Origin of the sequence: Halococcus sp. AFM35, assembly GCF_051195015.1 — an archaeon.
In the GTDB taxonomy this organism is placed as follows: Archaea; Halobacteriota; Halobacteria; order Halobacteriales; family Halococcaceae; genus Halococcus.
Map to the genome: position 1 here is coordinate 1 of NZ_JBNTJU010000007.1, position 17815 is coordinate 17815.

20 protein-coding genes, 1 tRNA gene and 1 pseudogene are annotated in these 17815 nt (G+C 65.0%); 11 read left to right on the forward strand and 11 right to left on the reverse strand.

What is annotated here, in order from left to right; translation table 11 throughout:
* Window positions 1–80: 80 nt before the first annotated feature.
* Window positions 81–323 (forward strand): annotated as a pseudogene (locus tag ACQUQO_RS07190) (alpha/beta fold hydrolase); the annotation flags it as partial.
* A gap of 3 nt (window positions 324–326) precedes the next feature.
* Here ACQUQO_RS07190 and purF read toward each other — a convergent pair.
* From purF to ACQUQO_RS07210, 4 genes are read right to left on the reverse strand one after another with little or no spacing between them, the layout of a single operon-like run.
* Window positions 327–1748: an amidophosphoribosyltransferase gene (gene purF, locus ACQUQO_RS07195; RefSeq protein ID WP_435077294.1), complete on the reverse strand. Its 1422-nt coding sequence runs from the start codon at window positions 1746–1748 to the stop codon at window positions 327–329.
* The gene (locus ACQUQO_RS07200) at window positions 1749–1922 is read right to left on the reverse strand and encodes a 50S ribosomal protein L37e (RefSeq protein ID WP_435077295.1); all 174 of its coding nucleotides are present in this window, start codon (window positions 1920–1922) and stop codon (window positions 1749–1751) included. It lies immediately after the preceding gene.
* On the reverse strand, window positions 1919–2146 hold the full coding sequence (locus ACQUQO_RS07205) for an LSM domain-containing protein (protein ID WP_435077296.1): 228 nt from the start codon (window positions 2144–2146) through the stop codon (window positions 1919–1921). Before ACQUQO_RS07205 ends, ACQUQO_RS07200 begins: the two co-directional genes overlap by 4 nt.
* Window positions 2147–2191: 45 nt before the next feature.
* Window positions 2192–3250: a M42 family peptidase gene (locus ACQUQO_RS07210; protein ID WP_435077297.1), complete on the reverse strand. Its 1059-nt coding sequence runs from the start codon at window positions 3248–3250 to the stop codon at window positions 2192–2194.
* Window positions 3251–3345: 95 nt separating this feature from the next.
* On the opposite strand from ACQUQO_RS07210, the gene ACQUQO_RS07215 reads away from it, so the two are divergent.
* Together ACQUQO_RS07215 and ACQUQO_RS07220 are read left to right on the forward strand one after the other, a co-directional pair.
* A complete protein-coding gene (locus ACQUQO_RS07215; RefSeq protein WP_435077298.1) occupies window positions 3346–3762 on the forward strand; it encodes a hypothetical protein in 417 nt (138 codons plus the stop codon).
* A gap of 38 nt (window positions 3763–3800) precedes the next feature.
* Entirely contained in the window at window positions 3801–4754 is a 954-nt protein-coding gene (locus tag ACQUQO_RS07220; protein WP_435077299.1) for a zinc-dependent metalloprotease, read from the forward strand.
* Here ACQUQO_RS07220 and ACQUQO_RS07225 read toward each other — a convergent pair.
* The 5 genes from ACQUQO_RS07225 to ACQUQO_RS07245 all read right to left on the reverse strand — a co-directional run bounded on the left by ACQUQO_RS07225 (window position 4751) and on the right by ACQUQO_RS07245 (window position 7893).
* A complete protein-coding gene (locus ACQUQO_RS07225) occupies window positions 4751–4960 on the reverse strand; it encodes a hypothetical protein (RefSeq protein ID WP_435077300.1) in 210 nt (69 codons plus the stop codon). The two genes, ACQUQO_RS07220 and ACQUQO_RS07225, sit on opposite strands and share 4 nt — an antisense overlap.
* Entirely contained in the window at window positions 4960–5322 is a 363-nt protein-coding gene (locus tag ACQUQO_RS07230) for a YybH family protein (protein ID WP_435077301.1), read from the reverse strand. Before ACQUQO_RS07230 ends, ACQUQO_RS07225 begins: the two co-directional genes overlap by 1 nt.
* Before the next feature lie 30 nt (window positions 5323–5352).
* Window positions 5353–5901, reverse strand: coding sequence for a hypothetical protein (locus ACQUQO_RS07235; protein WP_435077302.1), 549 nt, complete (start codon window positions 5899–5901; stop codon window positions 5353–5355).
* Window positions 5902–6036: 135 nt separating this feature from the next.
* Window positions 6037–7389 carry a phosphomannomutase gene (locus ACQUQO_RS07240; RefSeq protein WP_435077303.1) on the reverse strand — a complete coding sequence of 451 codons (1353 nt, stop codon included), beginning with the start codon at window positions 7387–7389 and terminating at the stop codon, window positions 6037–6039.
* A gap of 39 nt (window positions 7390–7428) precedes the next feature.
* Window positions 7429–7893, reverse strand: a complete 465-nt coding sequence (locus tag ACQUQO_RS07245; RefSeq protein WP_435077304.1) for a DUF5793 family protein — start codon at window positions 7891–7893, stop codon at window positions 7429–7431.
* Window positions 7894–8017: 124 nt separating this feature from the next.
* Between ACQUQO_RS07245 and ACQUQO_RS07250 the strand changes: the two genes are divergently transcribed.
* The 3 genes from ACQUQO_RS07250 to ACQUQO_RS07260 all read left to right on the forward strand — a co-directional run bounded on the left by ACQUQO_RS07250 (window position 8018) and on the right by ACQUQO_RS07260 (window position 9335).
* The gene (locus ACQUQO_RS07250; protein WP_435077305.1) at window positions 8018–8548 is read left to right on the forward strand and encodes a DUF7549 family protein; all 531 of its coding nucleotides are present in this window, start codon (window positions 8018–8020) and stop codon (window positions 8546–8548) included.
* 37 nt (window positions 8549–8585) lie between these two features.
* Entirely contained in the window at window positions 8586–9239 is a 654-nt protein-coding gene (locus ACQUQO_RS07255) for a class I SAM-dependent methyltransferase (RefSeq protein ID WP_435077306.1), read from the forward strand.
* 25 nt (window positions 9240–9264) lie between these two features.
* Window positions 9265–9335, forward strand: a tRNA-Gly gene (locus ACQUQO_RS07260).
* Window positions 9336–9353: 18 nt separating this feature from the next.
* On the opposite strand, the gene ACQUQO_RS07265 is transcribed toward ACQUQO_RS07260, so the two are convergent.
* On the reverse strand, window positions 9354–10385 hold the full coding sequence (locus tag ACQUQO_RS07265; RefSeq protein WP_435077307.1) for a YihY/virulence factor BrkB family protein: 1032 nt from the start codon (window positions 10383–10385) through the stop codon (window positions 9354–9356).
* A gap of 182 nt (window positions 10386–10567) precedes the next feature.
* Here ACQUQO_RS07265 and ACQUQO_RS07270 point away from each other — a divergent pair, with 182 nt between their 5' ends.
* The 4 genes from ACQUQO_RS07270 to lrpA1 all read left to right on the forward strand — a co-directional run bounded on the left by ACQUQO_RS07270 (window position 10568) and on the right by lrpA1 (window position 15529).
* Window positions 10568–12007: a sugar transferase gene (locus tag ACQUQO_RS07270; protein WP_435077308.1), complete on the forward strand. Its 1440-nt coding sequence runs from the start codon at window positions 10568–10570 to the stop codon at window positions 12005–12007.
* Window positions 12008–12180: 173 nt separating this feature from the next.
* Window positions 12181–14079, forward strand: coding sequence for a 2-oxoacid:acceptor oxidoreductase subunit alpha (locus ACQUQO_RS07275; protein WP_435077309.1), 1899 nt, complete (start codon window positions 12181–12183; stop codon window positions 14077–14079).
* Between the two features lie 3 nt (window positions 14080–14082).
* Window positions 14083–15030 (forward strand): thiamine pyrophosphate-dependent enzyme, encoded by a 948-nt coding sequence (locus ACQUQO_RS07280; RefSeq protein ID WP_435077310.1) that lies wholly within the window; start codon window positions 14083–14085, stop codon window positions 15028–15030.
* A 70-nt stretch (window positions 15031–15100) separates the two neighbouring features.
* The gene (gene lrpA1 / locus ACQUQO_RS07285) at window positions 15101–15529 is read left to right on the forward strand and encodes an HTH-type transcriptional regulator LrpA1 (protein WP_435077311.1); all 429 of its coding nucleotides are present in this window, start codon (window positions 15101–15103) and stop codon (window positions 15527–15529) included.
* A gap of 501 nt (window positions 15530–16030) precedes the next feature.
* Here lrpA1 and map read toward each other — a convergent pair.
* Window positions 16031–16924, reverse strand: a complete 894-nt coding sequence (map, locus tag ACQUQO_RS07290; protein WP_435077312.1) for a type II methionyl aminopeptidase — start codon at window positions 16922–16924, stop codon at window positions 16031–16033.
* Window positions 16925–17302: 378 nt separating this feature from the next.
* On the opposite strand from map, the gene ACQUQO_RS07295 reads away from it, so the two are divergent.
* A complete protein-coding gene (locus tag ACQUQO_RS07295; protein ID WP_435077313.1) occupies window positions 17303–17752 on the forward strand; it encodes a hypothetical protein in 450 nt (149 codons plus the stop codon).
* The last annotated feature ends 63 nt before the right edge of the window (window positions 17753–17815 follow it).

A 17815-nucleotide genomic window follows, 5' to 3' on the forward strand; every position in this document is an offset into this window, starting at 1 on the left:
ACAGAAGATCTGTGATTGGCAGCATCGTCCGCTACCCTCGCCTACAACGCGGCGCTACTTAACGTGCAAAGCTGAGTCAAGAGATGCACTCGTGGCTCGACCGTCCGGATTTCACCGACCAGCTATCGAGCATCGACGTCCCTGTGCTCTCGGTTCACGGCGAGGAAGACATCTCGCTCGAACCCGAACGCACCGAATCGATGCTCGACGAACTCCCGGACGCCCGTCAGGAGCTGATTCCCGAGGCCGGCCACAGCTCGAATACGGAGAACCCCGAGGCGGCGACCGCGGCCATCCGGGAGTTCCTCGACGAGGTGTACTGAGAGTCAGTCGCTCACTACTGGGCGGCTGACGTCGCGGTCGGTCGTCTCGCCATCGATATCGTAGGGGTATTTTCCGGTCACACAACCCATACAGAGGTCATCGGAAGCGGTGTCGAGCGCGTCGGCAATCGATGCCGGCGAGAGGTAGCCGAGGCTGTCGGCTCCCACCGCGTCCCGAACCTCTTCGATACTCTTCCCGGCGGCGATGAGTTCCTCGCGGCTTGCCATGTCGATACCCATATAGCAGGGCGCGACGATTGGCGGCGACCCGATTCGAAGGTGGACTTCCTCGGCGCCCACGTCGTGGAGGAGTTCGACCAGTTGGGTCGAAGTCGTTCCCCGAACGATGGAATCGTCGATGAGCGTGACGGTTTTGCCCTCGACGGTGGAGGTGATGGGATTGAGCTTGAGCCGGACGGCGCGCTCGCGTTCGTCCTGACTCGGCATGATGAAGGTCCGCCCCACATATCGATTTTTCATCAGCCCTTCGGCGAACTCGACGCCCTCTCCTGATTCGTTCGCGGCCTCCGCATATCCGGAAGCGAAGGCTCGCCCCGAGTCAGGAACGGGCATCACCACATCACTATTGATGCCGCTTTCGGCCCAGAGCTTCCGTCCGAGTTCGCGGCGGGCCTCGTAGACCAGCTTGCCGTCGATGGTCGAGTCCGGTCTGGCGAAGTAGACGTGTTCGAAGAAGCAGCGCGCGGTGTTGTCGAGGTCGGTGAGTCGGTAGCTCTCGTAGCCCGCACCGTCCGGTTCGAGCACGACGAGTTCGCCCGGCCGCACGTCCCTGATGAGCTGCCCGTCGAGCGCGTCGACCGCCGCGCTCTCGCTGGCGAGCACGTAGCCGTCCTCGAGCTCGCCGAGGCACAGGGGTCGGTTGCCCTCGGGGTCGCGCAGGCCGAGCACGCGGTCGTCGTGCATCACCGCCAGCGAGTACGAGCCATGCACCTTGCCCATCGTCTCCTCGACGGCCGTCACGAGGTCCGCATCGAGGAGGTTGCGTGCGAGGTCGTGGGCGATGACCTCCGTGTCGCCGTCGGAGGTGAAGGCGTGACCCAGCCCGGCGAGTTCGTCCCGGAGCGCGCCCGCGTTGACGAGGTTTCCGTTGTGGGAGAGTCCCAGCGAGCCGCTCTTGAACGACACCGAGAAGGGTTGGGCACAGGACGCATCGACGCTCCCCGAGGTCGGATAGCGAACGTGGCCGATACCATTCGAACCGTTGAGTTCGGCGATGTCCCCGGGGTCGAACGCATCGCCGACCAGTCCCATCTCGACATGACTGTGCTGTTGAAAGCCGTCGTGAGTGATGATGCCCGCCGACTCCTGACCGCGGTGCTGGAGGGCATAGAGCGCGTAGTAAAGCGGTCTCGCGGCGGCGCGGCCGGCGAGCGAGACGCCGACGACGCCGCACTTTTCGTGCATCTACTCGCCGGCTTTGTCCTGCCACTCGTAGTCGCGCCGTTTGGCGGACTTGCCGAACCCGCAGGACGCACAGACCTTCTTCGTCTTGTGGTATGAGGCCTCACCGCAGCGGCGGCATTTCACGTGGACGGTTTTGTTCTTCTTTCCTTGGCTCGGCGTTCCGGACCCGGTCATGGTGTTATCGAGACGACGTTGTCCCCGCGGATAATCGTTGTGCTCTCGACCGTCTCCGCCGCCTCGTCCTCGACCGCCGACGCGCCGCTTGCGGGGTCGAGCACGACGTTCAGATGCTGGTCGTAGCCACTCAACTCCCCGGTGTAGGTCGCACCGTCTTTCAGCCGGACGGTGACGCTGTCGCCGAGGGTCGCTTCGAGCACGTCGAGGGGGCGTCCACTCATACAGCCACTCGCCGGTTTTTACCCTTAAGCGTGCCGGCCGAGTGGTCAAATATCGACCGCGAACGTCTCCTCGACGCCGACGTTCGCCACGAACGCCCCGAGCAGGTCGGCGAGCGCATCGAGGTCGGTCGTATCGATGACCTCGACGGGCGTGTGCATGTAGCGGTTCGGCAGGCCCAGATTCAGCGATGGAATCCCGCCGCGCTCGGTGAAGATGGCGTCGGCGTCCGTGCCCGTCCGCGACCCAGTTGCCTGGAGCTGGATTGGAATGTCGGCCGCGGCGGCGCTCTCGCGCATCGACTCCACGAGTACGGGATGATTCGCCCCGCCGCGGGCGATTGCCGGCCCGTCACCGAGTTCGACGCCCGTGCTGCGGTTCGTCGGGGTCTCGGGGTCGTCGGTCGCGTGGGTCACGTCGACGACGATTGCCGCATCCGGCGCGAGGTCGAAGCCGACCATCTTCGCACCCTGCAAGCCGACCTCCTCCTGGACGGTGCTCACGGCGTATATCGTCGCGTCGACACCGGCCTCGCTCGCACGGCGCAACCCCTCGGCGGCGGCCCACGTGCCGATGCGGTTGTCCATCCCGCGGGCGGCGAGCCGGCTTCCGTCGAGTTCTCTTACTCTTCCCTCGACGGTCATCGGGTCGCCGACCGCGACCAGTTCTCGCGCTCGCTCCTCGCTTTCGACACCGATATCGACGTGTTGCTCGTCGATGTCGGCGGTCTCGTGCTCGTCGCGGAGGTGAATCGCCGTCTGGCCGATGACACCCTGTACCGGGCCATCGGCGGCGTGTACCGTGACGTGCTGGCCGCGCGACACAGTTTTGTCCGCGCCGCCGATGCGGCCGAGCCTCAAGAATCCATTACTGTCGATGTCGCGCACCGCGAACCCGATTTCGTCGGCGTGGCCGGTCAGCGCCACGCTTGGGGCGTCATCTGCTCCCTCGTGGACGGCGATTGCGTTCCCGTACGAATCGGTGCGTACCTCGTCGGCGAACTCGCTCACGTAGTCGGCCCAGACGCGTTGGCCGCGGATTTCGAAGCCGGAGGGACTCGGCGTTTCGAGCAGGTCGTCGAGAAACGCGCGTTGGCGTTCGTTCACGCTCGCTGGTCGTGGTTCCGGCGTGATGAACCCCGCGAACAGGACCGGCACTCGAAGCCCAAACGAATAAGGTGACTCGAAGCGAACCCGGCGGCATGGCAGACAAACTGACCCTGCTCGAACTCCACCTGCACGCCGAAGACAACGAGTTCACGAGCGACATGGAACTCAGCTCGGACGTCGGTGGCATCGTCCGCGACCGGCTCGGTCTCGGCGACGAGGACGAACAGTCGACCTTCGGCGAGACCGACTTCGGCGAGTCGAGCGATTCGGAAGCGAGCGCCGACGGCGGCAACACGGTACAGGTCGGCGAGAACGACGAGGACGACGAGGACCATGGCGCTGTCGTCGAGATCGACGAGGCCGCCGACGAGGACGAACCCAGCGACTCCGGCGGCCGAAGCAAGACCAAGGCGCTGTTCATGCTGGTGTTGCTGGTCGGCTTCACGCTGCTCGCCCGTCATTATCTCGGCGATGACGACGAGTTCGAAGACGAGTTCGAGGAACTGTAAGGCCAAAGCGCTTTGGCCGGTCGGCGCTACTTCTTCGTGTGACCCTCTCCGATAGCGTTCGTGCGATCACGGCGGCCTCCGGCGACGGTCTCATCGACTGGGCGGCCGTCACCGAGGCCGCCAAGGCCGCCGTCGACCCCGGCGAACTGTCCCTTTCCGAGACGGCGCGCGCCGGCTATGCCCGCGATGTCCGCGACGCGCGAACGCGCGTCCGTGAGGTCGCCGGCGTCGACTTCGACGTGCCGGACACCATCGAGGTGCAGAACCGCCATCACTGGATAGATGCCAACGTGGCGACCTTCGAGCGCGTGATGGGTACGCTTGAGGTGAGTGGTCTCGGACTGACGGGTCTCGCGCGCGTGCTCAACACCGGCTCGATGAGCGTCGCGCTCGCCTTCCTCGCCAACAACGTCCTCGGGCAGTACGACCCGCTGTTGCTCGCCGAATCGCCCGACGAGGCGCACGCGCTGTATTTCGTCCAGCCGAACATCGCCCGCGTCGCCGACGAACTCGACGTTGCCGAAGAACGCTTTCGGCGCTGGATAGCGTTCCACGAGGTGACCCACGCCGCCGAGTTCGGCGCGGCCCCGTGGCTGCCCGAGCACCTCGAAGCCCGGATGGAGCGAAGCGTCGACGCGCTCGGCGACGGCCGGCTCGACCGCCAGTCGTTCCGCGAACTCGACGCCGCGATGACCGCCGTCGAGGGCTACGCCGAACTGCTGATGGACCGCGCGTTCGACGACGAGTACGAAGACCTACGCGAGAAAGTCGAGGCCCGCCGGCGCGGTCGCGGACCCGTTGCCCAACTGCTCCGCCGACTGCTCGGTCTCGGAATGAAGCGCCGCCAGTACGAGCGCGGCAAGGCCTTCTTCGAACACGTCGTCGAGGCACGCGACATCGAGACGGCGAGTGCCGTCTGGGACCGTCCCGAAAACCTGCCGAGCGATGCCGAACTCGACGCGCCCGAGACGTGGCTCGCCCGTATCGACTAATTCCCACGGAGACCGCTCGGGAAGGCGAGCGCGACGATGACGACACCGACGAGCAGGCCGACGAGCACCGCGAGAAGGGTGAGGAGGAGCGGGACGTCGCCCTGTAGCGTGATGAGACCGCCGGAAATCCCGACGAGGGCGACGAAGCCGAGTTTGAGCCGGCGGGAAGCGCTGCGACGCTCCTCGCGCGTGGTCGGCCCGACCATCAGGGCTCCTCGGGAACGCTGACGTGCATGCCGACGAATTCCCAGTCTTCCTCGCGGCGGAGCGCGCCGCTCCACCGCGTCCGGTGGTCGTGGCGTTCGCTTTCTCCTGTCCACGCCATCCGCACGTCGTCGACGAACCACGCGAAATCACCCTCTTCTGTGACTCGCAGGTCGTGGCTCTCGACCGTCCACTCCTCGGTCGTTTGGGTCTGCTCGCGGAGACCCTCGGCGATGTCGTCATAGCCCACTAAGCGCTCGCCGATGCCGAACTTGGCGAGCGCGTCGGCGGCGAAAAACGGGGCGAGCGGCTCGCCAGCCCGGAGTGCGTCGTAGTAGGCTTCGATGGTGGCTTCTGCGCTCATACCCGGTGGAGGAAACGGGCCGGTTTACGCTTACTGGAAGCCGCGATTCGTTTCGTCCTCCGCGACGAGGTCGTCGAGTTCGGTGTTCAGCAGGCGTTCGGCCTCCTCGAACTCCCCCGAGAGGTCATCGAGCCCATTGGGTCGACCATACCCATCGTGTTCGATTGGCCCGTAGGCGGGGCTGTCGAGCGCGCCCATCACGTCCTCGAAGAGGTCGTTCGAGTTCGTCGGGGCCTCCGAGTGGGCTTCGAGCACACCCTCCAGTCGGTTTGCGGCGGCCTCGGCCTCCCGTTCGTCCTCGACGGGCGACTGGACGCCGAAGCGGCCCGCCTCCTCGTCGGGAAAGAGCGGGTCAAGGTCGTCGTCGATGCGGCGGGCGACTTGCGTCCCGACGCCATGCACCTCGAAGGGGTTCTTCGCGTAGGTCTTGAGCTGGAAGACGCCGGCGGCGGGGTGACCGATGTACATGTCCTCACCGATTCCCTGTTGGCGGTTGCCCGCGACCGCCCGCCAGTCGCCCGCGTCGGCTCCCGAATCGACGACTTCTTCCAGAATGTCCTGCCAGTCACGAACGCGCATACCAACCATACCGGTGCGGTCGTCATCAACCCACCGCTCGCGGCGCTCGGCGTCTCCCGTCCATGTGTGCCGAACGGTTGCTACAACGGTCGGTCCTCGCCGGCCGCAAAGCGAGAGCGAAGACGTAGCGGGATTTTACGCCGCGACGGCCGCCTCGACTTCCCGTACTGTGCGTTCGACGAGCGCGTCGACCCGCTCGCTTTCCGCATAGACCCTGACTTTGGGTTCGGTCCCGCTGGGCCGGACGAGCACCCACCCCTCGTCGAGTTCGACGCGCACCCCGTGAGCGGTCGAGCGCTCGCCGTCGGGAAACGCCTCGCCGAGAGTCGCTTCCAACTCCGCCATCACCACCTCCTTTTGGTCGTCGGGACAGTCGACGCTCACCTTCCGGTAGGGGCGTTCGCTCACGGGTTCGCGGAGCGCGTCGAGACCCCTGTCGGCGACCAGTCGGGCGAGGACGGCGGCGCTCGTCACACCGTCGATCCACGGGCCGAGGTCGGGATGGATGTGTTTCCACGGCTCGGCCGCAAAGACGACCTCCGTGTCCTCCTCGCCGCTCTCGCGTGCCGCACGGATGCCCTCGTGGAGCGCGCCGAGTCGCACCCGCTCGACACGGCCGCCGGCCGCGGCCACGCGCTCGTCGATGCGCGAGGAGGCGTTCGGCGTCGTCACCACCACGGGGTCGCCGGCATCGCTCGCACGGACGTAGTGTTCGGCGAGCACCGCCACGACCGTGTCCTCGTGGACGATTTTCCCCTCATCATCGAGAAATACCACCCGGTCGGCGTCGCCGTCGTGGGCAATCCCGAGTTCCGTCTCACTATCCGCGGCGAACTCCCGGAACTCCGCGAGCGTCTCCGGGGTCGGCTTCGACCCGCGGGCGGGGAAGTATCCGTCGACGTTCGCGTTGACTCCCGTGACGTCGGCTCCGAGCGCCGAGAGCACCTGCGGGGTCGCCCGGCTCGCCATGCCGTTGCCGCAGTCCACACTCATGTTCATGCCGGCGAGCGCGTCGCCGTGCTCGCGGGCGTACGCCGCCACTCGTTTGCGGTAGGCCGCGAGCGGCTCGATGCGCTCGGCGCTGCCCCATTCGTCCCAGTCCGCCAGCGCGCTTTCGGCTTCGACGCGCTCGGCGATGCGTGTCTCGTCGTCGTCGCCGTACTCCTGTCCGTCGACGAACAGTTTGAGACCGTTGTCCGTCGGCGGGTTGTGACTCGCCGTGACCATGATGCCATGCCGGCCGCGCGAGGCGAAGGCCAGCGCCGGCGTCGGGAGCACCCCGGCACGGCGAACGTCCGCGCCGACGCTTTCGAGACCGGCTTCGAGCGCCGCGAGGAGTGCGGGACCCGTCTCGCGACCGTCACGGGCGATGACGAACTCGGTAGTCAAGGCGTCCGCGCCGGCCGCACGACCGACCGCGAGCGCGAGGCTCGGGGTCACGCGCTCGGTGGCACTGCCGCGGATGCCCGCGGTGCCGAAGAGGTTCATGGGCGACCCTCGGGTAGCGCCCTATTTAGTGCGGACGGTTCAGAGTTCGACGCCGCCGGGAATCAGGCTGTGCTGGCGGACGAGGTTGCCCTCGTCGTTGTAGACGAGAAACGTCGATTTCTCGTGGGCGAGCAGCTGCTCGCCGTCCTGTCCGACCGTGATGCGATACCGGCCGTCCTCGTCGGTGTGGTCGCCGTAGGCCCGCGCCGCACGGATGAATTCGAGGACGCCCTCGCCGTCGGCGTTCAGTTCGAGCACGAAATCGCCGGTGATGCGGTTGGTGACCGAGAGCACGCCGTCGCCATCGGGTCCATCGGAGTGAAAGCGGTAGTTGACGTCGGTCTCGTCGGCATCGATGACGGTTCCCTCCGTGCCGGCGAGGCGCGACCGAAGTCGTTCGCTCGGCCCGTCGAACTCGATGGCGACCGTCGGCTTGCTGGGTTCGCCCCCGGCCGCGACCCACTCGGTGTTGCTGACGTGAATGTCGAAGTTCTCGCGCCTCATTCGGTTCTACCCCGCCTATGTCCCCTGCCGTCATGAACGTAACGCCGGTCCGCGCTCGTGGCCCGATACGGATTCGAGTACTGCACTCACCGATAGGTTTTACCGGTCGCCGCCGATACCCCCAGTGAGTTTCGATATCATGGACCGCGCACCCGAAGTCGCCGCGTTCGCGGCGTTCGTCGCCGCGCTGGTCCCGTGGTCGGTGTCGTTTTCCGGCGGCGGGTTCGCCGAGTCGGTCATCCTCCGCTTCGTCTTCGGCTCGCTCGAACTCTCCTTCGGCGCGCGCTCAACCGACATGACCCACACGGCGCTTTCGATCACCGACGTCGGCTCGCAGTACGGTGGCGACCTCGCCCAGGTAGGGACGCTCTGGCTCGTCGCCGCGGCGTTGCTCGCCGTCGCGCTGGCGTTGGCGCTCGCGCTCGTCGTGGCCGGCGAACGGCTGGTGGTGGGCGGGTTCGATCCGGTGCGAGCGATGGGCGCGCTCTGTCTCGGGATGGCGCTGTGTCTCTCGGGGGCGGCGTGGCTGCTGTGGCGGAACACCCCCGAAGTGCCGGTTCCGGTCGGGCTGGTCGTGTGCTATCTCTTCGGGGCGGGACTGCTCACCATCGACCGCGCCCGCGCGGGTCGCGCAAGCACCGAGGCGAGCGGGTAGCGACAGGTTCAATCCACCGGCGGCGAACCATTCCGGGATGGGTGACCCGACCCGGCGCGACGTGCGCGAGACCTACGACCGCATCGGCGGCCATTTCGCCAAGACGCGCGCACACCCGTGGCCGGCCGTCGAGCGCTTCGTCGAAAACAGCGAGCGGGTGGCGCTCGGACTCGATCTCGGCTGTGGCAACGCTCGCCACGCCACAGTGCTCGCAACCCGTACCGAGCAGGTGGTTGGAATCGACGCGAGCCGGACGGTGCTCGATGCGGCCCGCGAGCGCCGCGCGGAGAGCGATTTCTCGGTGGCGCTCTGTCAGGCCGACGCGACCCACCTCCCGCTCGCTTCTCGTACTGTGGACCTCGCAGTGTATGTCGCCACCATCCATCACCTCCCCTCCCGTGCGACACGCGTCGACAGCCTCGACGAACTCGCGCGCGTCCTCGCACCGGGTGGGCGGGCGCTCGTGAGCGCGTGGAGCGTGACCCACGACCGATTCGAGGCGGACGACGGGTTCGATACGACTGTCGATTGGACGCTGCCCGGCGGCGAGATCGTTCCTCGCTACTACCACATCTACGACCCGACGGAGTTCGCGTCCGACCTGCGAGCGAGTGCGTTGGCCGTCGAGCGAGTCTTCGAGGAGCGGGGCAACTGCTACGGCGTGGTCGGCATCGAAGGGAAACGGACTTAATCGACGCGAAGATACGGACGTGTGAGCGCCAGTGGTCTAATGGTAGGACAAGGGCCTTCCAAGCCCTCGGTCGGGGTTCGATTCCCCGCTGGCGCATCGCAAGCCTACTCGTACTCAGCGCTTGACCCTCTCTTCTGGGAGCCATCGCAGCTCGATGCCGACGCCCGTCGCATCGACTCCGTCCCCTTCGTCGGTCTCGACCGTCGTGCGATGGGGTGCCGGCAGGTGAATCTCCGAGCCATCGCTCGTGAGAAGGAGTTCGGTCCCGCTATCGGCGCTTGCGGCTACCTTTTCGAGCTCCACCACGAGCCGATTGTGGTCTATCGTCTCGGTGTACGTTCCGACGACCGGGGCGATGTCGATGTCCCGGCTCCGATTCGAGAGGACGGCGTTGACCGCCGCCCCGACGAGGACGATGAGACCGCTGAAATACAGCCACGTGAGCAACACGAGGATGCCGACGATGACGCTGCCGCCGTCGCCAGCCTTGTAGGCGGCGTAGAACTGGAAGACCGAGACGAACGCCACGAGTCCGACGGCGGCCACCCCCAGTCCGGGGAGGGTTTCCCGAACCGAGACGTCGGCGTCGGGGAAGATGTAGTACATCGGAAAGAGCGTGACCGAAAGCCCACAGACCAACACCACGCGCTCGACGAGCCACGCGGCCGGACCGCCACCGAGGGCGGTGAGGAGACCCTCGATGCCCCACGCCGCCCCGATGGCCAGCCCGAAGGTGACGAAGACGACGGCGGCGTCGCCGAACTGGTCGCCGATGCTGTTCCGCGACTCGGTGTCGTAGATGGCCGAAAACGCCGTGTCGAGACCACGGAAGATGCGGAGCGCACCCCAGACGAGGACGACGCCACCGAGCAGCGAGACGCCGCTGGTCGCCTCGGCGGCGGTGAGCTGGGTGAGCAACGCCTCGCTCGCGTTCTCGGTGAGCACTGCCCCAGCGAGGTCGACGAAAACTTCCTCGGGTGGGTTGCCAACGGTCGAGAGGACTGCGAGCACCAACACCAAAAGCGGCAACAGCGAGACGAAGGCGTGATAGGCGATGCTGCCGGCGATGAACGTCACCTTCTCAGTCCTGAGTTCGTGAACGAGCGCGCGGGCCACCGAGACGGCGCGCTTTCGAGTCGGTCCCATGCGACGCCCATCGCTCGCGGCTGCAAAAACCATGCGACAGGCCTGTGCCTTCGAGAGCGACCATATGCATCGAGTGTCGCGGTGACTCCATCGCCCGACAGCGCCGTGGCCCGCTCGCATCAGCCGTTCCACAATACTTATGGCCGCCGCTGGCACTGGTTTATCCGACTCGCTCGTTCAGCATGGAACCCAACACAGGACGGCGGTATCGCGTCACGAGCAGCCTCGGCGCGAGCGTTCTCGTCGCCTGTTCGGTTCTGCTGGCGAACCACCCGTTCGCACAGGCCGTGCTGACGATTTTCCCGCCGTTCGACCGCCTCAGCCCGACGGTTCTCACGAACGGGCGGCTGGTGGTGGCGATGTTGACGGCGCTCGTGGTGATGCTCGCCGCGCTGCTGGCGCTGTTCAAGCCCCATCCGCGGCGGATTCTCGATACAGTGTCGCTCACGCTCCGGCGCGTGTTCGGTGGCGCGCTCGCGCTCGCCGCAATCGGCTACTTCGATTACACCTATCGGCTCCCACGGACGACCCTGTTGCTGACGACGCTGTTTCTCGCCATCGCGCTACCGACGTGGTTCGTCGTCATCCGTCGTCGGCCGGCGGCGACGGTCGAACGGGCGGTGTTGGTCGGCGACGATCCGGCGTCGATGGCCGAACTGCTCGGCACGACCGACCTGCCAATCATCGGCTACATCGCCCCGGCGATCCGCTACGACGCCGCCGAAGCGCCAGCGGGGTTAGAGGTCGCCGACGGCGGGACGCACGTCCACACACGACTCGACGACATCGAGCGGCTGGGCGGCCTCTCGCGGCTCGACGAACTGCTCGTCGAGAACGACATCGACACGGCGGTACTCACCTTCGAGCGCTCGGACCGTGCGGAGTTCTTCGGCGCGCTCGCCACCTGTAGCAGCCACGGCGTCACCGCGAAGGTCCACCGCAAACACGCAGACAGCGTACTCACGAGCGGGACGGCCGTCGGCGACCTCATCGACACCGAACTCGAACCGTGGGACTGGCAGGACCGCCTCATCAAACGGGGATTCGACATCGCCTTCGCGCTCGCGGGACTGGTGGTGCTCTCACCGATCATCCTCGTCATCGCGGTAGCCATCAAACTCGATGACGGCGGCCCGCTGCTGTACGGACAGGAACGGACCGCCGAGTTCGGCCGGACGTTTCGAGTGTTCAAGTTCCGCAGCATGATACCCGACGCGGAGGCGGCGACCGGCGCGACGCTCAGCGAGGAGGACGCCGGCGGCGTCGATTCGCGCGTCACGCGCGTCGGGCGGCTCCTTCGACGGACGCACCTCGACGAAATCCCGCAGCTGTGGTCGATTCTGGCCGGGAACATGAGCGTCGTCGGTCCGCGACCGGAACGACCCGAACTCGACGACGATATCGAGACGAACCTCATCGAGTGGCGGCGGCGCTGGTTCGTGAAACCGGGATTGACGGGACTCGCACAGATACACGAGGTCACCGGCTACGACCCGGAACGAAAACTCCAGTACGACGTACAGTACATCAACGAACAGTCGTTCTGGTTCGACCTCCGGATCGTCGTCCGGCAGGTGTGGCTCGTGCTGAGTGACCTCTACGAGACGGTCGGCACTCGTTGACCGCTGGCTCGTGGTCTTCGATGTCGAACCGCACTAACCTGGTCTCGACATCGTTCGAACCGTCATCATCGATTGGGAATATATACCAAACCCACATGATAGACTAGTATTGATACACCGGAAACCCTTTTATAACGGCCTCACGAAGCCGGAGTAGGCGGTTCGTCTAAGCCATGACAGAACACGAACTCATCTGGCGGATCGCAGGCGGTTCCGGCGACGGAATCGACTCGACCAGCCAGAACTTCACCAAGGCACTGATGCGCACGGGACTCGACGTCTTCACACACAGACACTATCCGTCACGGATTCGCGGTGGCCATACCTACGTCGAGGTGCGCGCCGCCGACCACGCGGTGAAATCCCGCGGCGACGGCTACAACTTTCTGCTCGCGCTCGGGGACAGTTTCGCGCGCAACCCACAGGAAAGCGGCGAGGCTTATTATGGCAACGAGGAGGTCAAACCGCTCACCGAGAACTTGGACGAGCTTCGAGAGGGCGGGGTCATCGTCTACGACAAGGGCCTGCTCGACACCGACGAAATCGACGAGTTCGACGAGCGCGTCGCGGAAAACGACTGGCACGTCTATCCGCTCGACCTCAGAGGGCTGGCCCGCGAGCACGGCCGCGAAATCATGCGCAACACGGCCGGTGTGGCGGCGACGGCCGCGCTCATCGGGATGAGCACTGATATATTCGAGGAGTTGATGGGCGAGTCGATGAGCGGCGAGATGTTCGACACCAACGTCGAGGTGCTCGAACAGGCCTACGAGCAGGTGGACGACATGGAGTTCACCCACGACATCGAAGTCCCGACGGGCAGCCACGACGAGGAGCAGGTCCTGCTCAACGGGAGCCACGCGGTCGCCTACGGCGCGCTCGACGAGGGCTGTCGGTTCATCGCGGGCTATCCGATGACGCCGTGGACGGACGTGTTTACCATCATGACCCAGCACCTCCCCGCGGTGGGCGGCATCTCCGAGCAGGTCGAAGACGAGATCGCGGCGGCGTCGCTCGCCATCGGCGCTTCTCACGCCGGCGTCAAAGCCATGTCCGGTTCCTCGGGCGGTGGCTTCGCGCTCATGTCCGAACCGCTCGGACTCGCCGAGATGACCGAAACGCCGCTGGTGCTCGTCGAGGCGATGCGAGCAGGTCCCTCGACGGGGATGCCGACCAAGCCAGAGCAGGCGGACTTGGAGCACATCCTCTATACGAGTCAGGGCGACTCGAACAGAGTGGTCTTTGCGCCCGGCACAGTACGGGAGGCCTACGAACAGTCCCGCGAAGCGTTCAGGGTCGCCTACGAGTACCAAATCCCCACCGTCATCGTCATCGACCAGAAGCTCTCGGGGGAGTTGGCGAGCCTGCCCGCAAGTCACTTCGACCGCGAGCCGAACGCCGACCTCGGGAGCGTCCTCACCGAAGAGGAAATCCAGGAGGCCGCCCACCACGCCTCGGGGACGTTCAACCGCTTCCAGCACGACTCCGAAAACGGCGTCAGCCCGCGCACGATTCCGGGCCAGAAGGACGGACGCTTCCTCGCCTCGGGCAACGAACACACCCCACAAGGCCACATCGAGGAGGACCCCGACAACCGGGTCGCGCAGGTCGACCGCCGCACCCGCAAACTCGACGCCATCCGCGAGGACCTCGATGAAAGCGACCGCTCCAACCAGACCCCGTATGGCCCGGAGGAGGCCGACGATGGGATTTTGGTCTGGGGTAGCCAACAGGGGACCGTCGAGGAGGCCGTCGACAGGCTGAACGACCAGGGATATTCGGTGAAGGCCCTCGGCGTGAGCGACCTCATGCCGTACCCGAAAGCCGACGTGACCGAATTCCTCGAATCGGTCGACGACTGTCTGGTGGTCGAGATGAACATCACCGCACAGTTCCGCGGGCTGACACAGAAGGAACTGGGACGGTTCGGCGAGAAGCTGTCGAGCCTCCTCAAATACAACGGCAACCCCTTCGAACCCGCAGAAATCGTCGAGGGGTTCGAGATTCAGGTCAACGGCGGCGACGAACCACCGACCGCACAGACGCGCATCGAACCGGCGGCAGGTGATTAATCCATGAGCAAATCATTCAGTGCAATCGGCGCGGCGGCACAGGACGACGACATCGACCGCGAGGCGTTCACGCCGGGCATCGAGCCACAGGCGACGTGGTGTCCGGGCTGTGGCGACTTCGGCGTTCTCAAGGCGCTCAAGGGCGCGATGCCCGAAGTCGGCCGAACGCCCGATGAAACCCTCTTGGTGACGGGCATCGGCTGCTCGGGCAAGCTGTCGAGTTACTTCGAATCCTATGGGTTCCACTCGATTCACGGGCGCTCGCTGCCCGTGGCACGGGCGGCGAAACTCGCCAACCCAGGATTGGAGGTCATCGCGGCGGGCGGCGACGGTGATGGCTACGGAATCGGTGGCAATCACTTCATGCACACCGCCCGCGAGAACCACGACATGACCTACATCGTCTTCAACAACGAAATCTTCGGGCTGACGAAAGGGCAGACCTCCCCGACCAGCCCGAAAGGTCACGAGTCGAAGACCCAGCCCCACGGCTCGGCCAAAGACCCCGTGCGGCCGCTCTCGATGGCGCTTTCCGCGGGAGCCTCCTATATCGCCCGCACCGCGGCAGTGAATCCCCGACAGGCGACCGAAATCCTGACCGAAGCGATGGAACACGACGGGTTCGCCCACGTCGATTTCCTCACGCAGTGTCCGACGTGGAACAAGGACGCCAAACAGTACGTCCCCTACACCGACGTGCAGGACTCCGAGGACTTCGACTTCGACATTCACGACCGCCGGGAGGCAGCGGAGATAATGCACGAAACCGAGGACAAACTCTACGAGGGTGAGGTGCTCACAGGCCGGTTCTACGTCGACGAGGACCGTCGTTCCTACGGCGAGGAGAAGCGTGCGACGGGCGAGATGCCAGAGGAGCCGCTGGCCGAGCGCTACTTCGACGACGACTACGACTGGAAGCGCAGCTACGACCTCCTCGACGCCCACAAGTAGGCCCCCTGACTGGGGCAACGAGGGTTTTCCGATTCGGAAGATATTTTTTCACCGACGCCAACTAGTCGACATGAGCGCGGACTCCACCGAGGACCGCATTCTCGCCGTCTTGGAGGAGGATGCGCAGGCCTCGTATGCCGACATCGCCAACCGGGCGGAGGTATCGAAACCAACAGTTCGCAAGTACATCGACAAACTCGAACGCGACGGCGTCATCACCGGATATTCGGCCGACATCGACCCGAAGAAGCTCTCCGGACGCTCGATAGCGCTCGTCGGCATCGAGGTCGAGAGCGGCCGCTACGTCGAGGCGACGCGTGCCATCGGGGACCTCGACGAGATCGAGACGCTCTACAGTTCGAGTGGCGACCACATGCTGATGGCCGAACTCCGTGCCGAAGACGGCAACGCCGTCGGTACCGTCATCGCCGACGACATCCTCTCCATCGAGGGTGTCACCGCCGCCCATCCCTCCTTTCTGCAAGAACGGCTCAAATAGTAGCTTTTTACTGTGCTACGGGACGGCGAAGCCGTCCCGGCATCCTCAAAAGAGCCGACGGCTCTTTTGGACGGGGCGATTCCGAAGGAATCGCTTGCAGTCGGCGCGACGCGCCGACGACCTCGCGGGACCTTCGGTCCCGCTCAGTGACGAAAGACGCTTCGCGTCTTTCGAACCACGTCGGGTGGTCTCCCTGCGGTCGGCCACCGCTCTCTGCTCGCGGGCCGAAGACCCGCTCGCACGGTACGAGGGACCGGAGGTCCCTCGCTACTTGCAAAAAGCTACGCTAAAAACTTCCCGCTCACTCACTCGCTCCGCTCGTTCGCTCACGGAGAACCGCGCTCGTTTCGCTCGCGCGGATGGCTACGTCAACCGCCCGCACAACACCGCACCGCAGAAGCCCTCACTCCCCTCCGGTCGTTCGCCCTTCATCCGCCGAGGGACCGCGACCGCCAACCACCGCAACCACACCGCCGGCGGCCGCCGGCCACAACCGCCCTCTCAGCGCTGGGTCGTCACTTCACACCCATTTTCGGTGACGATGACGGTGTGTTCTTTCTGGCTGACGAGATTTCCCGCGTCCTCCTTGAGTACGGGGTAGCTGTGAACGACGTTCTGGCGTTCGAGCCGGCGCAGCGCCATCTCCGGCCTGTCGACATCGAGCCAGCGGGTAGCGAAGGGCAGCGTGCGGAACTGCTCGGTTATCTGGTCGAGCGCTTCGCGCGCGTCACGGTTTCTGACCGAGCGCTCGTTTTCGAGCGCGAAGATTTCGGTCTCGTTGCCCTCGCCGACCTTGCCGCTGCCATCGGTTGCGAACGGCTCGATAGCCACGACATCACCGGCTTCGAGTTCGACGCTCTGACTCACCGCGCGATTCGGGATGTTTGGCGGGGTGTGCTGCTCCCAGCGTGCCAGCCCGTGACCGGTGAGATTCACCACCGGGTTGTAACCGTAGTCGTCGATGACCTCTTCGATGCGCGCGCCGATATCGCCCGTGCTGACGCCCGCCTCGACGAGTTCGAGTGCGGCATCCAGCGCTGCTTCGGGCGCTTCGGCGAGGTCCGGGGTGTCCGAAAGGTCGACGGTGATGGCGGTATCGGCCAGCCAGCCGTCGACGTGGACGCCGATGTCGAGGTTCACCATCTCCTCGCCGAAGGTGGTCTCGTCGTCGATGCTCGGCGTGGCGTGGGCGGCCTCCTCGTCGATAGAGATATTGACGGGGAAGGCCGGCTCGCCGCCCAGCTCCCGCGTGCGCTGTTCGGCCCATTCGGCTATCTCCAGATGGCTCGCACCGACCTCGACGCGCTCGGCGGTCTCCTCGCGCACCTGTGCGAGGATTTCGCCCGCCTCACGACAGTTCTCGTACTGCTCCTCGGAGAGGTCCACGTCGCTCATAGGGAGCGTTAGGCGGATAGTGCAAAGCGCTTGCGACTACGGACTCCCACTCGGTCTGGTGGAACACGGATCGAGCGGTAGTGATGCGTCTCATACTTTCTTCCTTTTTTCTTTTTTAATAACGAACAAAACGATATGATACGCCGAAACGGCCACGAAAATGGGAGCTTCGGCGTGTCGAACGACAGCGCAAGCAATCGAACGACGGACGCCAATCTCGGTGATGCGACGATGAATAGGTCCTATCGGCCTGTACGGTGGGAGAAAATGTTACAATTTGCACAGTGGGATTGAAGACCCCGGACATATTGGACGGGATGTAGAAGAATGATATTCAAACTGAGCCGGTCAAGGTTGGTTCCATCGAGACGCACAGCTATGGTGGCGCTCGTCAGCCTCATGCTACTGTTCGCCGGTTGCTCCGGTGGTGGTAATGGTGGCGATAACGGCACTGGAACCGCCGGAGGGGCGCAGACGACTGACAGCGATATGCAGATGACGACTGCCGGTGATGCTGCCGAGATGCAGGAGACGACAATGGCCGATGGCATGCAGGAGACGACAATGATTGGAGGCATGCAGGGCACAACGATGGTGGGCAATCAAACCACGGAGACGAACGCAAGCGCGGGTGTTCGCGGCACTAACACCGGTCCCATCATCGGAAGTGGCGGCACTCCCCTCGGTACTGTTGGGTCACTACTTCCTAACGGAAGCGTCGTCACCGACAATGGAACGAACCTCGGGAATGGAACCATGCTTGAGAACGGAACGATACAGCTCAACGAGACCACCGCCGGAAATATGACGACAGCGATGAGCGGCTGAAGGACTCTACATCGAGGGGACGTACTATCGGGAAACCACCGCACGGCGCTACCGAATCGAGTC